The sequence below is a fragment of the Cupriavidus sp. GW823-FHT07A04 genome, from assembly GCF_058794615.1.
Genome location: NZ_JBXAHA010000037.1, coordinates 22,982 through 39,004, shown reverse-complemented (window position 1 = coordinate 39,004; position 16,023 = coordinate 22,982). Strand labels below are relative to the sequence as shown.

General features: G+C 64.0%; 15 protein-coding genes and 1 pseudogene. 9 read left to right on the top strand and 7 right to left on the bottom strand.

From position 1 onward, the window contains the following. Window positions 1-204 precede the first annotated feature (204 nt). A complete protein-coding gene (locus tag AC1Q7Q_RS39180) occupies window positions 205-891 on the bottom strand; it encodes a response regulator (RefSeq protein ID WP_006158053.1) in 687 nt (228 codons plus the stop codon). A gap of 298 nt (window positions 892-1,189) precedes the next feature. Between AC1Q7Q_RS39180 and recA the strand changes: the two genes are divergently transcribed. The 8 genes from recA (at window position 1,190) to AC1Q7Q_RS39140 (ending at window position 9,935) form a co-directional block, all read left to right on the top strand. Further along, entirely contained in the window at window positions 1,190-2,263 is a 1,074-nt protein-coding gene (recA, locus tag AC1Q7Q_RS39175) for a recombinase RecA (protein ID WP_150991883.1), read from the top strand. A gap of 167 nt (window positions 2,264-2,430) precedes the next feature. Continuing rightward, the gene (gene recX / locus AC1Q7Q_RS39170) at window positions 2,431-2,898 is read left to right on the top strand and encodes a recombination regulator RecX (protein ID WP_183034509.1); all 468 of its coding nucleotides are present in this window, start codon (window positions 2,431-2,433) and stop codon (window positions 2,896-2,898) included. Between the two features lie 338 nt (window positions 2,899-3,236). Further along, entirely contained in the window at window positions 3,237-3,911 is a 675-nt protein-coding gene (locus AC1Q7Q_RS39165) for a DUF2889 domain-containing protein (RefSeq protein ID WP_492373793.1), read from the top strand. A 69-nt stretch (window positions 3,912-3,980) separates the two neighbouring features. Further along, entirely contained in the window at window positions 3,981-5,147 is a 1,167-nt protein-coding gene (sucC, locus tag AC1Q7Q_RS39160) for an ADP-forming succinate--CoA ligase subunit beta (RefSeq protein ID WP_043343899.1), read from the top strand. 81 nt (window positions 5,148-5,228) lie between these two features. Then, window positions 5,229-6,110, top strand: coding sequence for a succinate--CoA ligase subunit alpha (sucD, locus tag AC1Q7Q_RS39155; RefSeq protein WP_043343904.1), 882 nt, complete (start codon window positions 5,229-5,231; stop codon window positions 6,108-6,110). Between the two features lie 306 nt (window positions 6,111-6,416). Then, window positions 6,417-7,112, top strand: a complete 696-nt coding sequence (locus AC1Q7Q_RS39150; RefSeq protein ID WP_006158059.1) for a TerC family protein — start codon at window positions 6,417-6,419, stop codon at window positions 7,110-7,112. Between the two features lie 380 nt (window positions 7,113-7,492). After that, the gene (locus AC1Q7Q_RS39145) at window positions 7,493-7,960 is read left to right on the top strand and encodes a pilin (protein WP_492373805.1); all 468 of its coding nucleotides are present in this window, start codon (window positions 7,493-7,495) and stop codon (window positions 7,958-7,960) included. 103 nt (window positions 7,961-8,063) lie between these two features. Beyond that, complete coding sequence (locus AC1Q7Q_RS39140; RefSeq protein WP_492373794.1) at window positions 8,064-9,935, top strand: Wzy polymerase domain-containing protein; 1,872 nt, start codon at window positions 8,064-8,066, stop codon at window positions 9,933-9,935. Window positions 9,936-9,961: 26 nt separating this feature from the next. On the opposite strand, the gene AC1Q7Q_RS39135 is transcribed toward AC1Q7Q_RS39140, so the two are convergent. From AC1Q7Q_RS39135 to moaC, 6 genes and pseudogenes are all read right to left on the bottom strand, one after another. Further along, the gene (locus AC1Q7Q_RS39135) at window positions 9,962-10,432 is read right to left on the bottom strand and encodes a hypothetical protein (RefSeq protein WP_492373806.1); all 471 of its coding nucleotides are present in this window, start codon (window positions 10,430-10,432) and stop codon (window positions 9,962-9,964) included. Between the two features lie 194 nt (window positions 10,433-10,626). Beyond that, the gene (locus AC1Q7Q_RS39130; protein WP_492373795.1) at window positions 10,627-11,079 is read right to left on the bottom strand and encodes a hypothetical protein; all 453 of its coding nucleotides are present in this window, start codon (window positions 11,077-11,079) and stop codon (window positions 10,627-10,629) included. A 222-nt stretch (window positions 11,080-11,301) separates the two neighbouring features. Continuing rightward, window positions 11,302-11,451: pseudogene (locus AC1Q7Q_RS39125) on the bottom strand (cyclic pyranopterin monophosphate synthase MoaC); the annotation flags it as partial. A 32-nt stretch (window positions 11,452-11,483) separates the two neighbouring features. Continuing rightward, entirely contained in the window at window positions 11,484-11,900 is a 417-nt protein-coding gene (locus AC1Q7Q_RS39120; protein WP_492373796.1) for a hypothetical protein, read from the bottom strand. Next, window positions 11,887-12,849, bottom strand: coding sequence for a M35 family metalloendopeptidase (locus AC1Q7Q_RS39115; RefSeq protein ID WP_492373797.1), 963 nt, complete (start codon window positions 12,847-12,849; stop codon window positions 11,887-11,889). Before AC1Q7Q_RS39115 ends, AC1Q7Q_RS39120 begins: the two co-directional genes overlap by 14 nt. A gap of 770 nt (window positions 12,850-13,619) precedes the next feature. After that, window positions 13,620-14,102, bottom strand: a complete 483-nt coding sequence (gene moaC / locus AC1Q7Q_RS39110; RefSeq protein ID WP_492373798.1) for a cyclic pyranopterin monophosphate synthase MoaC — start codon at window positions 14,100-14,102, stop codon at window positions 13,620-13,622. Between the two features lie 190 nt (window positions 14,103-14,292). Between moaC and AC1Q7Q_RS39105 the strand changes: the two genes are divergently transcribed. Continuing rightward, window positions 14,293-16,005: a M48 family metallopeptidase gene (locus AC1Q7Q_RS39105; protein ID WP_492373799.1), complete on the top strand. Its 1,713-nt coding sequence runs from the start codon at window positions 14,293-14,295 to the stop codon at window positions 16,003-16,005. Window positions 16,006-16,023 lie beyond the last annotated feature (18 nt).

Genomic DNA, 16,023 nt, shown 5'->3' with positions numbered 1-16,023 from the left:
CCCCCCCCCCCCCCCCCCCCCCCCCCCCCCCCCCCCCCCCCCCCCCCCCCCCCCCCCCCCCCCCCCCCCCCCCCCCGCCGCCGGGGCAGTCGCAGCAGGCTCATGGGGAGGAGGTGGTCGGGCAGGTCTTGGCGGCGTCGCCGGCATGCCGTCAAAGGGAAACGGCGCTGATGCCGATTCTGATTTTGATTTTAATGGCGCTTTCTAGTCGTGCGCCACGGCGGCCTGGAATTTCTCCAGGCAGTAGCCCAGCCCGCGTACCGTGGCAATGCGGATCCCGCCCACCTCGATCTTCTTGCGCAGCCGGTGCACGTAGACTTCGATGGCATTGTTGCTGACCTCTTCGCCCCATTCGCACAGGTGGTCGACCAACTGCTCCTTCGATACCAGCCGCCCGGTGCGGGTGAGCAGGATCTCCAACAGCCCGACTTCGCGCGCGGAGAGATCCAGCATCTGCTCGTTCAGGTAAGCGATGCGGCCAACCTGGTCGAAGGCCAGCGGGCCGTGGTGCGTGAGCGTGGCGCCGCCGCCGGCGCCGCGCCGCACCAGCGCGCGCACGCGGGCTTCCAGCTCGGACAGGGCGAAGGGCTTGGCCATGTAGTCATCGGCGCCCAGGTCCAGGCCCTTGACGCGCTCATCGACGCCGTCGGCCGCGGTCAGGATCAGTACCGGCAGCATGGCGCCGCGCGTGCGCAGGCGCTTGAGCACTTCCAGCCCGGGCATGCGGGGCAGGCCGAGATCGAGGATCAGGAGGTCGAAGGTCTGGGTCGAGAGCGCCGAGTCGGCTTCAACCCCACTGGCGACATGGTCGACGGCATAGCCGGAGTGACGTAATGAGCGCGTCAGGCCGTCTGCCAGCACATCGTCATCTTCGGCGATCAGAATACGCATGGTTGTCTCCACCCTGGCCCGGCTTAGTCGTCGCTTTACATCAAATGACGCGTGCGGGACTTGCCAAGCATACTGTTTTTTTATACAGTACTCGCTTGATCCGGTCGCGCAGTGAGCGGGCCGGATCGTACTGAATTTAGTAACGAACGTATTACCGGCGTTTGCCCAATGTTTGCCCCTGCTGCCAGGTTCATTGTCATCAGGAGTTCGCAGCGCGGCGCGGGTCGGGCGGTTACCCGCAAAAGCAGGCAGCGCGCCACATGCGGCCTATTTATACACCATTGACGGAAGGACGACCATGGATGACGGCAAGAAGGCGGGTGCTGGCGTAAGCGCCGAAAAGCAGAAGGCGCTGGCGGCCGCGCTGGCCCAGATCGAGAAGCAGTTCGGCAAGGGCTCGATCATGAAACTGGGCGAAGCCGACATCGACCAGGATATCCAGGTCGTGTCCACCGGCTCGCTGGGCCTGGACATCGCGCTGGGCGTCGGCGGGCTGCCGCGCGGCCGCGTGGTGGAAATCTACGGTCCGGAATCCTCGGGCAAGACCACGCTGACGCTGCAGGTCGTGGCCGAGATGCAAAAACTGGGCGGCACCTGCGCCTTTATCGATGCCGAGCACGCGCTCGACGTCAACTATGCCGGCAAGCTCGGCGTGTCTGTCGGCGACCTGCTGATCTCCCAGCCCGATACCGGCGAGCAGGCACTGGAAATCACCGACGCGCTGGTGCGCTCGGGCTCGGTCGACCTGATCGTGATCGACTCGGTGGCGGCCCTGGTGCCCAAGGCCGAAATCGAAGGCGAGATGGGCGATTCGCTGCCGGGCCTGCAGGCCCGCCTGATGAGCCAGGCACTGCGCAAGCTGACCGGCACCATCAAGCGCACCAACTGCCTGGTGATCTTCATCAACCAGATCCGCATGAAGATCGGCGTGATGTTCGGCTCGCCCGAAACCACCACCGGCGGCAATGCGCTGAAGTTCTACGCCTCGGTGCGCCTGGACATCCGCCGCATCGGCTCGATCAAGAAGGGCGATGAGGTGATCGGCAACGAAACCAAGGTCAAGGTGGTCAAGAACAAGGTATCGCCGCCGTTCCGCGAAGCCTTCTTCGACATCCTCTACGGCCAGGGCATCTCGCGCCAGGGCGAAATCATCGACCTCGGCGTGGACGCCAAGGTCGTCGAGAAGTCGGGCGCGTGGTACAGCTACAAGGGCGAGAAGATCGGCCAGGGCAAGGACAACGCGCGTGAATACCTGCGCGAAAATCCGGACATCGCCGACGAGATCGAGAACAAGGTGCGCGAGTCGCTGGGCGTGGTCCTGATGAACGGCACGCCGGCCACCGCCGGCGCCGTGGCCACCGCCGAAGACTGAGCTTCGCTGGCCGGGGCATTCCCGGCCGCGATCCCCATCCCGGGGCGGCACGCGCAGCGACGCGCGCCGCCCCGGTTTGCATTTTCAAAGCGCATCCATATAACGCATTGATAAAGCGCATTGATAGTACGCATTGATAATGCGCAGTGTTCAAGCGCGCCTTCCCCATGGCTACCCGTCCTCCTCTCTCCCTGAAAGCCCGCGCTGTCGGCTACCTGTCGCGGCGCGAGCACAGCCGGGCGGAGCTGGCGCGCAAGCTGGCCCCGCATGCCGAGTCTCCCGAGGCACTCGAGCAATTGCTGGATGCGCTGGAGCGCGAGAACTGGCTATCCAACGCGCGCTTTGTCGACAGCCTGGTGCACCGGCGCGCGGCCCGCTATGGCGCCGCCCGCGTGATGCAGGAAGCCCGCACCCATCAGCTCGGCGGAGATCAACTCGCCGACCTGCAGGATCGCCTGCGCGGGTCGGAGCTGGAGCGCGGCCGCGCGGTCTGGCAAAAGCGTTTTGGCACGCCGCCCGCCACGCCGGAAGACAAGGCCAAGCAGATCCGCTTTATGGTCGCCCGCGGCTTTTCCCGCTCGGTGGTGAGCCAGGTGATAAAAGGGGCAGATGAGTGGCTGGATGGCAGTGATTGACGTCCGCCGACGTGGCAGCCTCAAGTTCAAGTGATGCCGCAGTGATGTCGCGGTGATGTTACTGCCATGTCCTGCACCGGTTTCGGGCGCATACCTGCTTTGCGAGTAGGCGTATTCCGAATCTTCGCGCCTTGCTCACGCCTTGCTCATGCCTTGTGCCTTAGGCCGTTTCCGCCGCAATGCCGTGATTTTTCCGCATGCGCGGGGCTTGCCCGTCGCTCGACAATCCCCGACAACAGCGCCGCGCGCAGTTTGTTCCCGGCCAACGTTGTCCGGCATGTTAAAATCCTGCGGTTTTCCGGCCCAGCCGTCCATTTCTCCCGCTCCTGCCTGGTGTTATGCCGCTTTCCCCGCCCGTCAATCGCGCCCTGCGTCACCGTCGTGCCATCACGGCGGAGGCTTATCTTAGGGACGACGGCCTATGGGACATCGAAGCGCGCCTGACTGACACCAAGCCGCGCGAGATTCCGCTGGCCGGCGGCGGTGTGCGCCCGGTGGGTGAGCCGCTGCACGATTTGTGGTTGCGCGTCACCATTGACCTGCGCATGAACGTCGTGGACGCCGATGCCTGTTCCGACTGGGTGCCTTATCCCGGCCAGTGCGACACCATCGGCCCGGCCTACCACAAGCTGATCGGCCTGAACCTGATGAAGGGTTTCCGCAAGTCGGTGAAAGAGCGCCTGTCGGGCGTGGCCGGATGCACGCATTTGACCGAGCTGGCCGGCGTGTTGCCGACCACCGCGATCCAGGCATTCGCCGGCGATGTGTTCAACATTCGCGACGGCGGTGCCGAAGACACCAGTACCGAACCGCCTTACCAGTTGCACGGCTGCCATGCCCTGCATTTCGAAGGCGAGGTCGTACGCCAGTTTTACCCCCGCTGGTATGGTCACCAGCCAAAACCGAGGATCAAGACCGAAGGGTCATCGACCCCGGCGGCGCAGCCAGCGGAGGCGCTCGCCGCCCCCGCCGACGGCGCCATGTCGCGCAGGTCAACCGGCACTTCTGGCTAAGCCAGGCCGGCCTGCAGTCCGCCGAGATTCCATCTCCACACTTTTACGCCTACCCGAAAGGAAACACGCATGAATATCCATGAGTACCAAGGCAAGGAAATCCTGCGCAAATACAATGTGCCGGTTCCGCGCGGCATCCCCGCGTTCTCGGTCGAAGAGGCCCTGAAGGCTGCTGAACAACTGGGCGGCCCGGTATGGGTCGTCAAGGCGCAGATCCACGCGGGCGGCCGCGGCAAGGGCGGCGGCGTGAAGGTGGCCAAGAGCATCGACGAGGTCAAGACCTACGCCACCAACATCCTCGGCATGACCCTGGTCACGCACCAGACCGGCCCGGAAGGCAAGAAGGTCAACCGCCTGCTGATCGAAGAAGGCGCTGACATCAAGAAGGAACTGTACGTCAGCCTGGTGGTTGACCGCGTTTCGCAAAAGGTCGCCCTGATGGCCTCCAGCGAAGGCGGCATGGACATCGAAGAAGTCGCTGCCCACAGCCCGGAAAAGATCCACACGCTGATCATCGATCCGTCGGCCGGCCTGCTCGACGCGGACGCTGACGACATCGCTCGCAAGATCGGCGTGCCCGACGCAAGCGTGGCGCAAGCCCGCCAGGCCCTGCAAGGCCTGTACAAGGCATTCTGGGACACCGACGCCTCGCTGGCTGAAATCAACCCGCTGATCCTGACCGGCGACGGCAAGGTGATCGCGCTCGACGCCAAGTTCAACTTCGACTCCAACGCCCTGTTCCGCCACCCGGAAATCGTCGCTTACCGCGACCTGGACGAAGAAGATCCGGCTGAAATCGAAGCGTCGAAGTTCGACCTGGCCTACATCTCGCTGGACGGCAACATCGGCTGCCTGGTGAACGGCGCTGGCCTGGCCATGGCCACCATGGACACCATCAAGCTGTTCGGCGGCGAGCCGGCCAACTTCCTGGACGTGGGCGGCGGTGCCACCACCGAGAAGGTGACCGAAGCCTTCAAGCTGATGCTGAAGAACCCGAACCTGAAGGCCATCCTGGTCAACATCTTCGGCGGCATCATGCGTTGCGACGTGATCGCCGAAGGCGTGATCGCTGCATCCAAGGCCGTGTCGCTGTCCGTGCCGCTGGTCGTGCGCATGAAGGGCACCAACGAAGAGATCGGCAAGAAGATGCTGGCCGACTCGGGCCTGCCCATCATCGCCGCCGATACCATGGAAGAAGCTGCCCAGAAGGTCGTGGCTGCTGCCGCGGGCAAGTAAGCCAGACGCGAACACGAACGCCAGCAGCGCGCCGGGGCCAGGCCTTCGCGCGCTGCTTTGAGCCAAGCAAAGGATTACAGCATGTCGATTCTGATTAATAAAGACACCAAGGTCATCACCCAGGGCATCACCGGCAAGACCGGCCAGTTCCACACCCGTGGCTGCCGCGACTATGCCAACGGCAAGAACTGCTTCGTTGCCGGCGTGAACCCGAAGAAGGCGGGCGAAGACTTCGAAGGCATTCCCATCTACGCAAGCGTCAAGGATGCCAAGGCATCGACCGGCGCCACCGTGTCCGTGATCTACGTGCCGCCCGCAGGCGCCGCTGCCGCCATCTGGGAAGCCGTTGACGCTGACCTGGACCTGGTGGTCTGCATCACCGAAGGCATCCCCGTGCGCGACATGATGGAGCTCAAGGACAAGATGGCCAAGGGCAACAAGAAGACCCTGTTGCTGGGACCGAACTGCCCGGGCCTGATCACGCCTGACGAAATCAAGATCGGCATCATGCCGGGCCACATCCACCGCAAGGGCCGCATCGGCGTGGTGTCGCGCTCGGGCACGCTGACCTATGAAGCAGTCGGTCAGCTGACCGCGCTGGGCATGGGCCAGTCGTCGGCAGTCGGCATTGGTGGCGACCCCATCAACGGCCTGAAGCACATCGACATCATGAAGATGTTCAACGACGATCCCGAAACGGACGCCGTGGTCATGATCGGCGAAATCGGTGGTCCGGACGAAGCCAACGCGGCTTACTGGATCAAGGAAAACATGAAGAAGCCGGTGGTTGGCTTCATCGCTGGCGTGACCGCGCCTCCGGGCAAGCGCATGGGCCACGCCGGCGCGCTGATCTCGGGCGGTGCCGACACGGCGCAAGCCAAGCTGGAAATCATGGAAGCCTGCGGTATCAAGGTCACCAAGAACCCGTCGGAAATGGCTCGCCTGCTCAAGTCGATCCTGTAAATACCGATCTGCAGCCTCCCGCCTCCGGGCGGGAAAGCTTGCCGGAGCCGGAGCGCTCGCGTGACTGCGACCGCACACCAGCTCTCCATGCCCCCGCCTCCGTGCGGGGGCATGTCATTCTGGAGTACCGTTACCTAGGGTATCTCCCAAGGTGCGCGACATGCCGATTGAAACCGAATCGAAAGCTTGATACGGTAAATCTTCATGTCTGAAGACTCAGACATCCGAAATTCCGCATGCGGCACAGTTGTTGGTGACGCAATGTGGCGTTCGAATCATAATTTAAGAAACTCGAGGAGCTTTACCGTGGAACTGCTGTCCTCCACCGCTTTCTGGATTGCGTTGGGATCCATCATCCTGACCAACATCGTGCTATCCGGCGACAACGCCGTGGTGATCGCGCTGGCCTCCCGCAACCTCCCGCCCGCCCAGCAGAAGAAGGCCATCTTCTGGGGCAGCGCCGCCGCCATCATCATGCGGGTGGTGCTCACGGTTGCCGCGGTCAAGCTGCTGAGCCTGCCGTACCTGAAGATCGTCGGCGCCATCCTGCTGGTCTACATCGGCGTGCAACTGCTCACCGGCGATGACGACGAAGAAGGCCACTCGGCCAAGGACAACATCTGGGCCGCGATCCGCACCATCCTGATCGCCGACCTGGTGATGTCGCTCGACAACGTGGTGGCCGTGGCCGCCGCAGCGCAGAAGGGGCCGGAAGGCAGCCAGCTGATGCTGCTGATCCTGGGCCTGGGCCTGTCGATCCCCCTGATCGTGTTCGGCAGTACCATCCTGCTCAAGGTCATGGACCGCTTCCCCATCATCATCGTGCTGGGCGCCGCGCTGCTGGGCTACCTGGCCGGTGAAATGCTGGTCAGCGACCCGGTGGACGCAGCATGGTTCGAGATGCACGTGCCGCATGCCCACCTGGTGTTCGGCGTGATCGGCGCCGCGCTGGTGGTGGTGGTTGGCAAGCTGCTGAGCAGGCGAGCGCCACAGACGGCCTGACGGACTTTGTAGATGAGGTGGTGCCCCGTTGGGGCGCTGCCGGAAAGACGGGTGGCCCGGGAGCCGCCCGTTTTGTTTTTGGGCCGTAGCACAGCCGACGTAGCAGACGTGGCGGTGATTTCAGTGCGGTTTCAGACTGACTTAAGCCAAAGCGCGGGTTTACTGACCCGCCGCGTCATACTTAGTGACAAAATTTGCGCGGGATCAACACCCGGAAGGGCCCGAAGTGGCGAAAATTGTCACTCGCCGACGAGACATCAAGACTTGGCGGCGCTGGCACGCTAAGTGCTAAGAACGTACAGCATCACATGAAACAAGATGTTTCGATTTGTATCCAAAATTCCTTCGAGGGGTCAATCATGCAGCAACGGGTGCAACAAATGAAAAAACTGGGCCGCCGAGTCCAGAAGGGCTTCACGCTGATCGAACTGATGATCGTGGTTGCGATTATCGGTATCTTGGCGGCGATTGCTATTCCGCAGTATCAGGATTATGTGACGCGTGCTCGCTGGACTGAAAATGTTACGTCAATTGCAGGGATGAAGCAGGCTATTGCAGAGTGCGTTCAGCAAAATGCAATGGCTCCCGCAGCGGTGATCGGCGCACCGTGCGACTCGTTTGCTGCGCTGAGCGCTGCTAATACTGGAGTCGGCTTCACTGCGCTGCCTGCTCCCAAGTATGAGGCAGCAGCTACTCCCGTGGCATACGCTGCGGGGGTGATCACGCTTACTGGCTCGGCTCAAGTTGGCGGCTGCGTAGTAACGTTTACGCCTTCCATCACTGCTTCCGCCGTGACCTGGGCTTCAGCTACGGCCGCTGGTTGTACTAAGGGACAGACCGGGATTTAACCGAACGGCAAATTCAGAAAAAGCGCCTTCGGGCGCTTTTTTTTTCCCCACTCCCCAAGCTATCATCCGCCTTCTGCCCACAAGGCATAACAAGGCACCCCGCATGCTGCCCTCCCGGTCAGCCATCCCTCTCAGCTTCCTCGCCGTAGCGGTCACGCTACCGCTGCTGGTCTCCCGGCACACGCTTCCGCTTGCCACGTTCTATGGCGAATGGACTTCGGCATTGCTGTTTGCGCTCGCCGTCATCGTGCTGGGCGCCTTGGCACAGCGGCAAGGCAGGAGCACGGCCTACCAGGCCGCTCCCGCCCAGTTCCCCTGGATCGTCCTCTTTCCCCTCTGGCTGATCGCCACCGGCATCACGCAGACGCTGACCGGCATGGCCGACGTGTCGGGCAGCCGCTTGCTGACCGAGCTCTCGCTGGCGCTGGGCGCCGCGGCGATGTGGGCCGCCTGGCGCCAGGGCCGTGCCGCGTCGTCCGTGGAGCGACAGGCGATGGTGGATGTGCTGGCCATCGCCTGGCTGGTGGCCGGGTTGCTTGGCACGCTGGCGCAATGGGTGCAGGTATTTGGCCTGGAGCTGGACACGCTGGGGATGGTGTCCACTTACTTTTACGATGACAACCGCCGCTTGTGGGGCAACCTGAACCAGCCTAACCACCAGGCGACTGTGGCGGGCATCGCGCTGGCGGCGGCGGTCTGGCTGGCGGCGCGCGGGTGGCTGCGGGTGCCGGCGTGGCTGGCGGCGGCGTTGCTGCTGGTGAGCGGCATCGTGCTGTCCGGCTCGCGCACGGGTGTGTTGCATGTGGGGCTGGCCGCGGTGTATGCGCTGGTGGCTGCCTGGATGGCGCGGGGCGGGGCGGCGTTTGGCGGTCCGGGCGACCTGGGCGGGTTCGCCGGCAGCATGCAGCGCGCCGGCCACGCCGGGCGCAATCCCATGCGGCGTCCCGCCGGGCTGGCGTTTGCCGCGGTGGCCATGGTGGTCTTGCTGCTGGTCTTGCAGCCGGCGATCAAGAGCGCTGGACAGGCGATGGACTGGCGCCTCTTCGATACCGTGGCGCAGATGCAGGGGGGCGATCAGCTCTCGTGGCGCGCCGCGATGTGGACGCACGCGTGGGCGATGTTCCGCGCCCACCCATGGCTTGGGGTGGGCTGGGGTGAGTATGGCTGGGCGCAGTTCCAGCAGCTCGCGCAGGTGGGCGTGAAAGTCGAGATGTCGCTGCATGCGCACAATGCCGTGCTGGATATGCTGGCCAAGATGGGCATGATCGGCGCGGCAGGTGTGTTCCTGAGCCTGCTGGCGTGGCTATGGCGCGTGGCGCGCCAGCGCTTGTGGCACGGGGATGCGCGCGAGCGCGCGCAGACGGGGCTGGTGCTGACCTGGCTGGCGATGCTGTGCGCGCATTCGATGCTGGAGTACCCGCTGCACTACTTGTACTTTGTATTGCCGTTCTGCTTCATGCTGGGCTGGCTGGAGCCATCGGGGTTTGGCCGGCTGCGCGTGCCGCGCGGATTTGCCGTGCTGGCGGGCCTGGCATTCGCCAGCGTGGCGGCAGCCATCCTGACGACCATGTGGCAGGACTACCGCCGTGCGGAGGCACGCGAGTACGCCCGTGCCGAGCGCCGGGCCGCATTGCCGATGCCGAACTTCTGGTTCCGGCAGGCTGCCGCTTCGGATGCGATCGAGGAGGCCAAGATCACGCCGGAGAACGCGGCGCAGTTGCTTGGCGCCCATATCGCCGCGGTGCACCTGTTGCCGACCCCGACGCTGATCTCGCGCACCGCCTGGCTGATGGCGCTGACCGGCGACCCGGTGCAGGCCCGGGCGTGGCTGGAGCGCCTGCGCTTTTACTTTGCGGGGGATGAGGCTAACCAGTTCGCGGAACTTGCCCGCGCCTGCGCCGAAGTCGACGCGGCGGCGCGGCCGCGGGATTTCTGCGACTGGGTGCAGCTGCGCGCTAAACGCAAACCGGGGTGAGCCTTCCTAAGCTGCGCCGCGCCAGCTTATTGCGGGGCGTAGCCCGGGGGCGGCGGAGGCGGATAGTAATACGTTGGCGCAGCAGCCGGACGCGGGGCCGAGGCCATGCGCCCGTAGACCGGCACCCGGTTGCCGCTTGCGTACATGCATTGCACATACGCAGCGTCGTACTGGCGCTGGCTGCCATAGCCGGCATATTGGGCGCTGCCTGCCCCTACCGCCGCGCCGGTAAGCAGGCCGACACCCGCGCCCACCGCCGCGCCCGTGCCGCCATTGAAGGCCGCGCCGGCCGCCGCGCCCAGCGCGGTGCCCACCACGGCGCTGCCTACCGCGCTATTGGCGGCCGCCTGGTTGGCGGTGACGCCACCCACCTGTCCAAAGGCGAACTGGCGGCAGTTGTTGTCGTCGGCCCGGAACTGGTCGAAGTTCTTGCCGGTGCCCGGCAGCACCATCACGCTTGGCCCGCTGGGCATCACCGCGCACCCGGCCAGCACCATCGCCGCGAGCGGAAGGCTCAGCAGGATTGGCAGGCTGGGGCGGTTGAAGTGGTTAAGGACTTTCATCTCGGCACCTCGGTACCTCGGTCATCGATTATGGTCCGCGCGCGTCGGCGCAGCGCGCCTTGAGCGCTCCAAGCATTCAGCTTGCCTGCCTGTCAGGGATCAGGTGGGCATCAGGCAAGCAGCAGGCGCTAGGCGGGTGGCTGTGCCGGCACCTTATGCCAGCCGCCGGGGCAAGCCTTGATGTACGGGTAGTAGCCATCCGGCCGGGCGCAGCGATACCAAAACGCCTGCTGCTGGGGCGCGGGTGCCGCGACACCGCCGCTGTCCATGTCTATCGCGCCGTCCTCGCCCTGCTCGATGTACTGCGGCGGCGATGCAGGTACCCCGACGACCGCGGGGCCATAGGCGTAGCCGGGCGGGTAGTAGTACGGGTAGGGGTAGCCCCAGCCATAGCCGTAGCCGAACCCGGGGCCGATATAGACGCCTACGCCGCCGTGCCAGCCGCCATGCCAGCCACCGCCGCCGTGCCATCCGCCACCACCGTGCCAGCCTCCACCGCCACCTCTTCCCGCCAGCGCGGTACCGCTCGCGCCCAGCGCCGCCAACACCAGCAAAAGCTGGCCAACCCTACGCCCGTTCATGTTGCCCACCTTGGATCGACGCGGAACGTGGTTCCGCCGGCAGCGCAGCTTGCGCCCCCTAAACTGCATTGAATACCAATTTGCCGCAAGCCGCGACGCGCCGCCCTCTGGCGAAATGCGGCGTTACGCTTGTTACAGCGGAAGCGGCGCCGGCGCGGGACTGTGTCAGGATTGACAAGAAAGGTGGCTCATATCGGCGATGCGGATCAGGCACATGCGGCGGGTGGCGCTGGCCTCGTCCATGGCGTAATCCACCGCCACCTTGGTGAGCGAGATCGGGTGGCATAGCGGGATCAGGTCAGCGGTGCGCTTGGTGGCCATGATGGCGGCCACGCGGGCAATGCCCAGCACGTCGACTTCGGAAGCGATGCCGCGAACTGCATTGCTCATCGCTGTGGATTCTTCTACTTTCCGCTTGGCCCGCAACATTCGTTAGGGCAGGCCGGAAGCAGGGAGATTTCGACACGCCTCCCGTTGCTCACATCGCCCGGCCTGTACACGCCAAAGTGTTCTTGCACAGGCACCTGATTGAAGTTCGTCTCTTTCAAGGTACGCGCGACCGCGTGGAGACGTTCCGCCGCCAGAGATTTGGGGCTACTCTCGCCTTCCTCGGCATAGCCCCCGACCGTGATGGCCTTTTGCCTCGGGTACTTGATGCGCTGATCGACCATCCAGTTCGCCAGGCGGAGCATTTCGGATGCGGTCACGACACTTGAGTTGGACGTGAAGTAAACGTCGATGTTCTTGCCCGGCATGCACGCATGCGCGCACTGCATCGACAAGAATGCAGACAGCGCAAGAACGATGTTAGCCGCGCTCATAGATCACATACCCCGCAATGCTGTCAGCGTTCTGAAGTGTCAGTTCGGGCCGAGTTTTTGCGAACTTCAAACACTCGCTCATGAAATACTCAATATCTCGCGCACCAAAGGTATCGGCAAAGTGCGAGACTTCGTGAATCAGCGTTGAAACCTGAGAATCCGCAGTATAGGAATAATCCCGCAACTCACAGAATTCCAGATGGATCGCGATAGTGTGGGTTCGCGTGTCCGGCGCGCAAACTTCGGCTACGACTCCGAATTTCTTCTTGGAATTTGAGGTGCAGCCGACATGCGCCATCGCGCTTTCGGAGTATCGGACGAAATTGTCGGGCGTTAGCATAGCTAGAACACCGCGTAGGCGACCAAGTCCCGCCGTCAAGCTTGTTCGGGTAGAAGGATCATCAGACCCGAACCATTCCGAGACCCGGAATCTGTCGGCTGACGACCATCTCTTTAGTTCCGTTAGTCGCTTATCGACTAGGGATACGGCTTTGTTGCGCCGCTCTATCATGAGCCGAGCAAATTCCTCGTTTGTCATGTTCGGGCAAATCCGGGTCGGATCGTCAGCAAGCTTACTGCCTTGTACGTTTTCCACAAGCTTGTTCCGTGCCTCAGATGGCAGCGTGCTGGTGGTATCGGCAGGCATGCGAATACCGTTGCCGCGGGTTACCTCGATGGTGAAGTCGTTCTGTGAGGCGATGACGATTGGTTTCACCGGGCATTTGCAATTGACGCGGGCACCTTCCACAAGAATTTGCTGCCCCATAAGGTCGAACGACGGAAAGCAATCATTGATCACCATGCCGCGACTTTTGCACGCCGGGCAGGTTGCGAAGTCGCCTTCGATCGCCACGTTGACGCCGTGATGGGACATCGTGCCGGTGCCCACTAACACGCCGTTTGTGCTAGTCCGGTCACCGTTACGCAGTGCGTTTCGCATATCGTTCATCGTTCAATCTCCCTATTCATCGTCTGGCTTGGTCTGCGGGACATGCCCACGCGCACGCGAGGATAAAGATGGTCTGTCCAATCCATCTCCCTCTGTTGTTGCACGGCAATCTGTGCGGTTAGCCAGATATACAGAAAAGACTAGTTTTATGAAATCAGACGAATCCGAAAAAATGTGAATCTCTGTCAACAACCATCAGTCGGCCGCTGGCTTGTTGTTCCCAGACAAGCTGCGGGGTGCTCATAAAAATCAATGGGTTGCAGGTTTCCACTGCGAGCGTGATAGCTGGGGATAGCCAAGGATTATGCCGACCTACTGGCTGGGCCGCTTCGAGCAATGCCTGTTCCTCAAGGGTACTGAGAACTCGGGTTCTCGCCGAGGCGGGGAAGGCCTTGGTAGCGGGGAGACCTACTCAATGTATTGCCCAGTGACTTCCGCCAAGGTGGTCCTCTCGGCCTCCTGTTGGCTAACGTGCACACCTCGGTCCATCTCGGACGCTACGGCACGTGCTCAGCGCTCAGCCTCGGCTTTGCTGTCAAAGGTTCGGACTCCCGCTGGGAATCCCTTCTGCGAAACACGGGCTTGCCACGTGTTCCCCCTACGTCTTATTGATGCCATCGCTTGCCTCGCTTGGTCAAACGTTGGACAAACCGAAGAATTTGCGACTGTTAGTGCACCCAGAAAGGCTGGAATGAACCTATCGAGAGCCCGCGTGGAAAGCAGTAGGGGGAGTAAGGGTGGGCTGAAGATGACCTAACGAAATCAAATACTTAGGTCTTTTCCGCCACCCAATCCCCCGACTTCCCGCCATGCTTCTCCAGCAGCTTCACATCCCCCATCACCATGCCGCGATCCACCGCCTTGCACATGTCGTAGATGGTCAGCAGCGCCACCTGCACGCCGGTCAGCGCTTCCATTTCCACGCCGGTCTGGCCGTGGGTCTCGGTGCGCACGGTGCAGCGGATGGTGGCGCTGGCCTCGTCCATGGCGTAGTCCACCGCCACCTTGGTGAGCGAGATCGGGTGGCAGAGCGGGATCAGGTCGGAGGTGCGCTTGGTGGCCATGATGGCGGCCACGCGTGCAATGCCTAGCACGTCGCCCTTCTTGGCCGTGCCGTCGCGCACCAGCGCAAAGGTGGCGGGCAGCATGGTGATGGTGCCGGTGGCGACGGCCACGCGGTGGCTGTGCGCCTTGGCGCCGACGTCGACCATATGGGCTAGTCCGGCGGAATCGAAATGGGTGAGCTGGCTCATGGCGTGGACCTGGCGGATGCGGGGCAATGAATGCGTGACGGATGCGTTTGCCGCGCATGCCGGGGCAGGGCGTGGCAAGACCGGGCGACGCCCGATGGGAATGGCTTCCGGAGGCCGCTATCATAGCAACATGCGCAAGAATCAAACGCTCGCCGGAGCGCTCTCCTCGCCTGTCCGCCAGGCGCGCCTCATGCCTTCCAGGACGCCCGTGGGCGTTGCCCGCCGCTCGCTGGCGGCGCTGGTGGCGCTGACCATCGCGCTGCCCGCCTGGCCCCAGCAGCGCCCGTTGCTCAACGACCCCACGCGTACCGCAGCGGCCGCCGCCGCAGCGGGGAGCGATAGCCGCGACGGCAGCGACCAAGTCTATGACAACCTGAACCGTAGCGTGAAGGCGGGGCAGAAGTCCGATTTTGGCCTGCGCAGCAACAACACCGTGGTGGAGACCTCCGGCGTGCAGCTGCCCGACCTGGGCGATCCGTCCACCGCGTCGCTCACGCCCGACATGGAGCGGCGCCTGGGCGACCGCATCATGCGCGACATCCGGCGCGATCCGGACTACGTGTCCGATCCGCTGCTGGCCGATTACCTGAACGCGCTTGGCTATCGCCTGGTGCAGGCGGCGCGCCGGCAGAACATCTCCGGCTCCACCGGCGCTGGCACCTTTGCCACGGGGTTCGAGCTGTTCGCGGTGCGCGACCGCACCATCAACGCCTTTGCGCTGCCCGGCGGGTATATCGGCGTGCACACCGGCCTGCTGGTGCAGTCCGACACCGAGTCCGAGCTGGCCTCGGTGCTGGGCCACGAAATCGGCCACGTGATGCAGCGGCATATCGCGCGCGGCATCACCACGCAGGACCAGTCGATGTGGATCGCGCTGGCCTCGATGGTGCTGGCCGGGCTGGCCGCCACCAAGAGCGGGGACGCGGCCGCGGCGCTGGCCATGGGCGGGCAGGCGGCGGCGGTGTCCAACCAGCTGTCCTTCTCGCGCGGCGCCGAGCGCGAGGCCGACCGGGTTGGCTTCCAGATCATGACCGCTGCCGGGTTTGACCCGCAGGGCATGCCCGACTTCTTCAAGCGGCTGCAGCGCGTGATGGGGATTTCGGAAAGCTCGGTGCCATCGTACGTGCGCACCCACCCGCTCACCTCGGAGCGGATCGCCGACATGCAGGACCGCGTGAGCCATGTGGCGGTGCGCCACGTGGCGAGCACGCCGGAGTATGAGTTCGCGCGGATGCGCGCCCGCATCCTGCAGGAAACCTCGCCTGGCGATCTGCAGAACGCGCGCGCGGCGCTGCAGACGCAACTGGCGTCGGCCTCGCCGGCGCGCCTGCCTGCGCTCCACTACGGCATCGCGTTTGCCGAGCAGCGGCTGGGCCGCAATGCCGCGGCTGAGCAGTCGCTGGCCGAAGCCCGCCGCTTGTACGGCACGATCCCGGGCGCTACCTCGGGCAGCCCCATGCTGGATGTGATGGCGATCGAGCTGGCGCGTGCCCAGGGCCGGCAGCAGGACGCGCTGAACCAGGTGGTGGCGTCGATGAGAGCGTTCCCGTTGTCGCACGCGGTGGCGTTGAGCTATGCCGCGACCTTGCTTGGCGCAGGCCGCACGGACCAGGCGGTGACCTTCCTGCGCGAGCGCACGCGCGAGGAAATCGCCCGCTCCGAGTGGTGGGACATGCTGGCGCGGGCCTATGCCGCGCAGGGCCGGCGCGTGCAGCAGCACCAGGCGCTGGCGGAGAAATACGCCGTGGATGGTGCCTACCAGGCCGCCATCGAGCAGTTGCAGATCGCACGCAAGGCAGGCGACGGCGATTTCTACACGCTGTCGGAAGTCGATGCGCGGCTGCACCAGCTGGAGCGCCAGTACCGCGAGGAAAAGCAGGACAACAAGGGCATGCCTAACTGACGCCCAGGCTCAGGCCGC

Coding starts and splice junctions, on each gene's coding strand:
- AC1Q7Q_RS39180 (WP_006158053.1), bottom strand. CDS start 891: ATGCGTATTCTGATCGCCGAAGATGACGATGTGCTGGCAGACGGCCTG.
- recA (WP_150991883.1), top strand. CDS start 1,190: ATGGATGACGGCAAGAAGGCGGGTGCTGGCGTAAGCGCCGAAAAGCAG.
- recX (WP_183034509.1), top strand. CDS start 2,431: ATGGCTACCCGTCCTCCTCTCTCCCTGAAAGCCCGCGCTGTCGGCTAC.
- AC1Q7Q_RS39165 (WP_492373793.1), top strand. CDS start 3,237: ATGCCGCTTTCCCCGCCCGTCAATCGCGCCCTGCGTCACCGTCGTGCC.
- sucC (WP_043343899.1), top strand. CDS start 3,981: ATGAATATCCATGAGTACCAAGGCAAGGAAATCCTGCGCAAATACAAT.
- sucD (WP_043343904.1), top strand. CDS start 5,229: ATGTCGATTCTGATTAATAAAGACACCAAGGTCATCACCCAGGGCATC.
- AC1Q7Q_RS39145 (WP_492373805.1), top strand. CDS start 7,493: ATGAAAAAACTGGGCCGCCGAGTCCAGAAGGGCTTCACGCTGATCGAA.
- AC1Q7Q_RS39140 (WP_492373794.1), top strand. CDS start 8,064: ATGCTGCCCTCCCGGTCAGCCATCCCTCTCAGCTTCCTCGCCGTAGCG.
- AC1Q7Q_RS39135 (WP_492373806.1), bottom strand. CDS start 10,432: ATGGTGCTGGCCGGGTGCGCGGTGATGCCCAGCGGGCCAAGCGTGATG.
- AC1Q7Q_RS39130 (WP_492373795.1), bottom strand. CDS start 11,079: ATGAACGGGCGTAGGGTTGGCCAGCTTTTGCTGGTGTTGGCGGCGCTG.
- AC1Q7Q_RS39120 (WP_492373796.1), bottom strand. CDS start 11,900: ATGAGCGCGGCTAACATCGTTCTTGCGCTGTCTGCATTCTTGTCGATG.
- AC1Q7Q_RS39115 (WP_492373797.1), bottom strand. CDS start 12,849: ATGAACGATATGCGAAACGCACTGCGTAACGGTGACCGGACTAGCACA.
- moaC (WP_492373798.1), bottom strand. CDS start 14,102: ATGAGCCAGCTCACCCATTTCGATTCCGCCGGACTAGCCCATATGGTC.
- AC1Q7Q_RS39105 (WP_492373799.1), top strand. CDS start 14,293: ATGCCTTCCAGGACGCCCGTGGGCGTTGCCCGCCGCTCGCTGGCGGCG.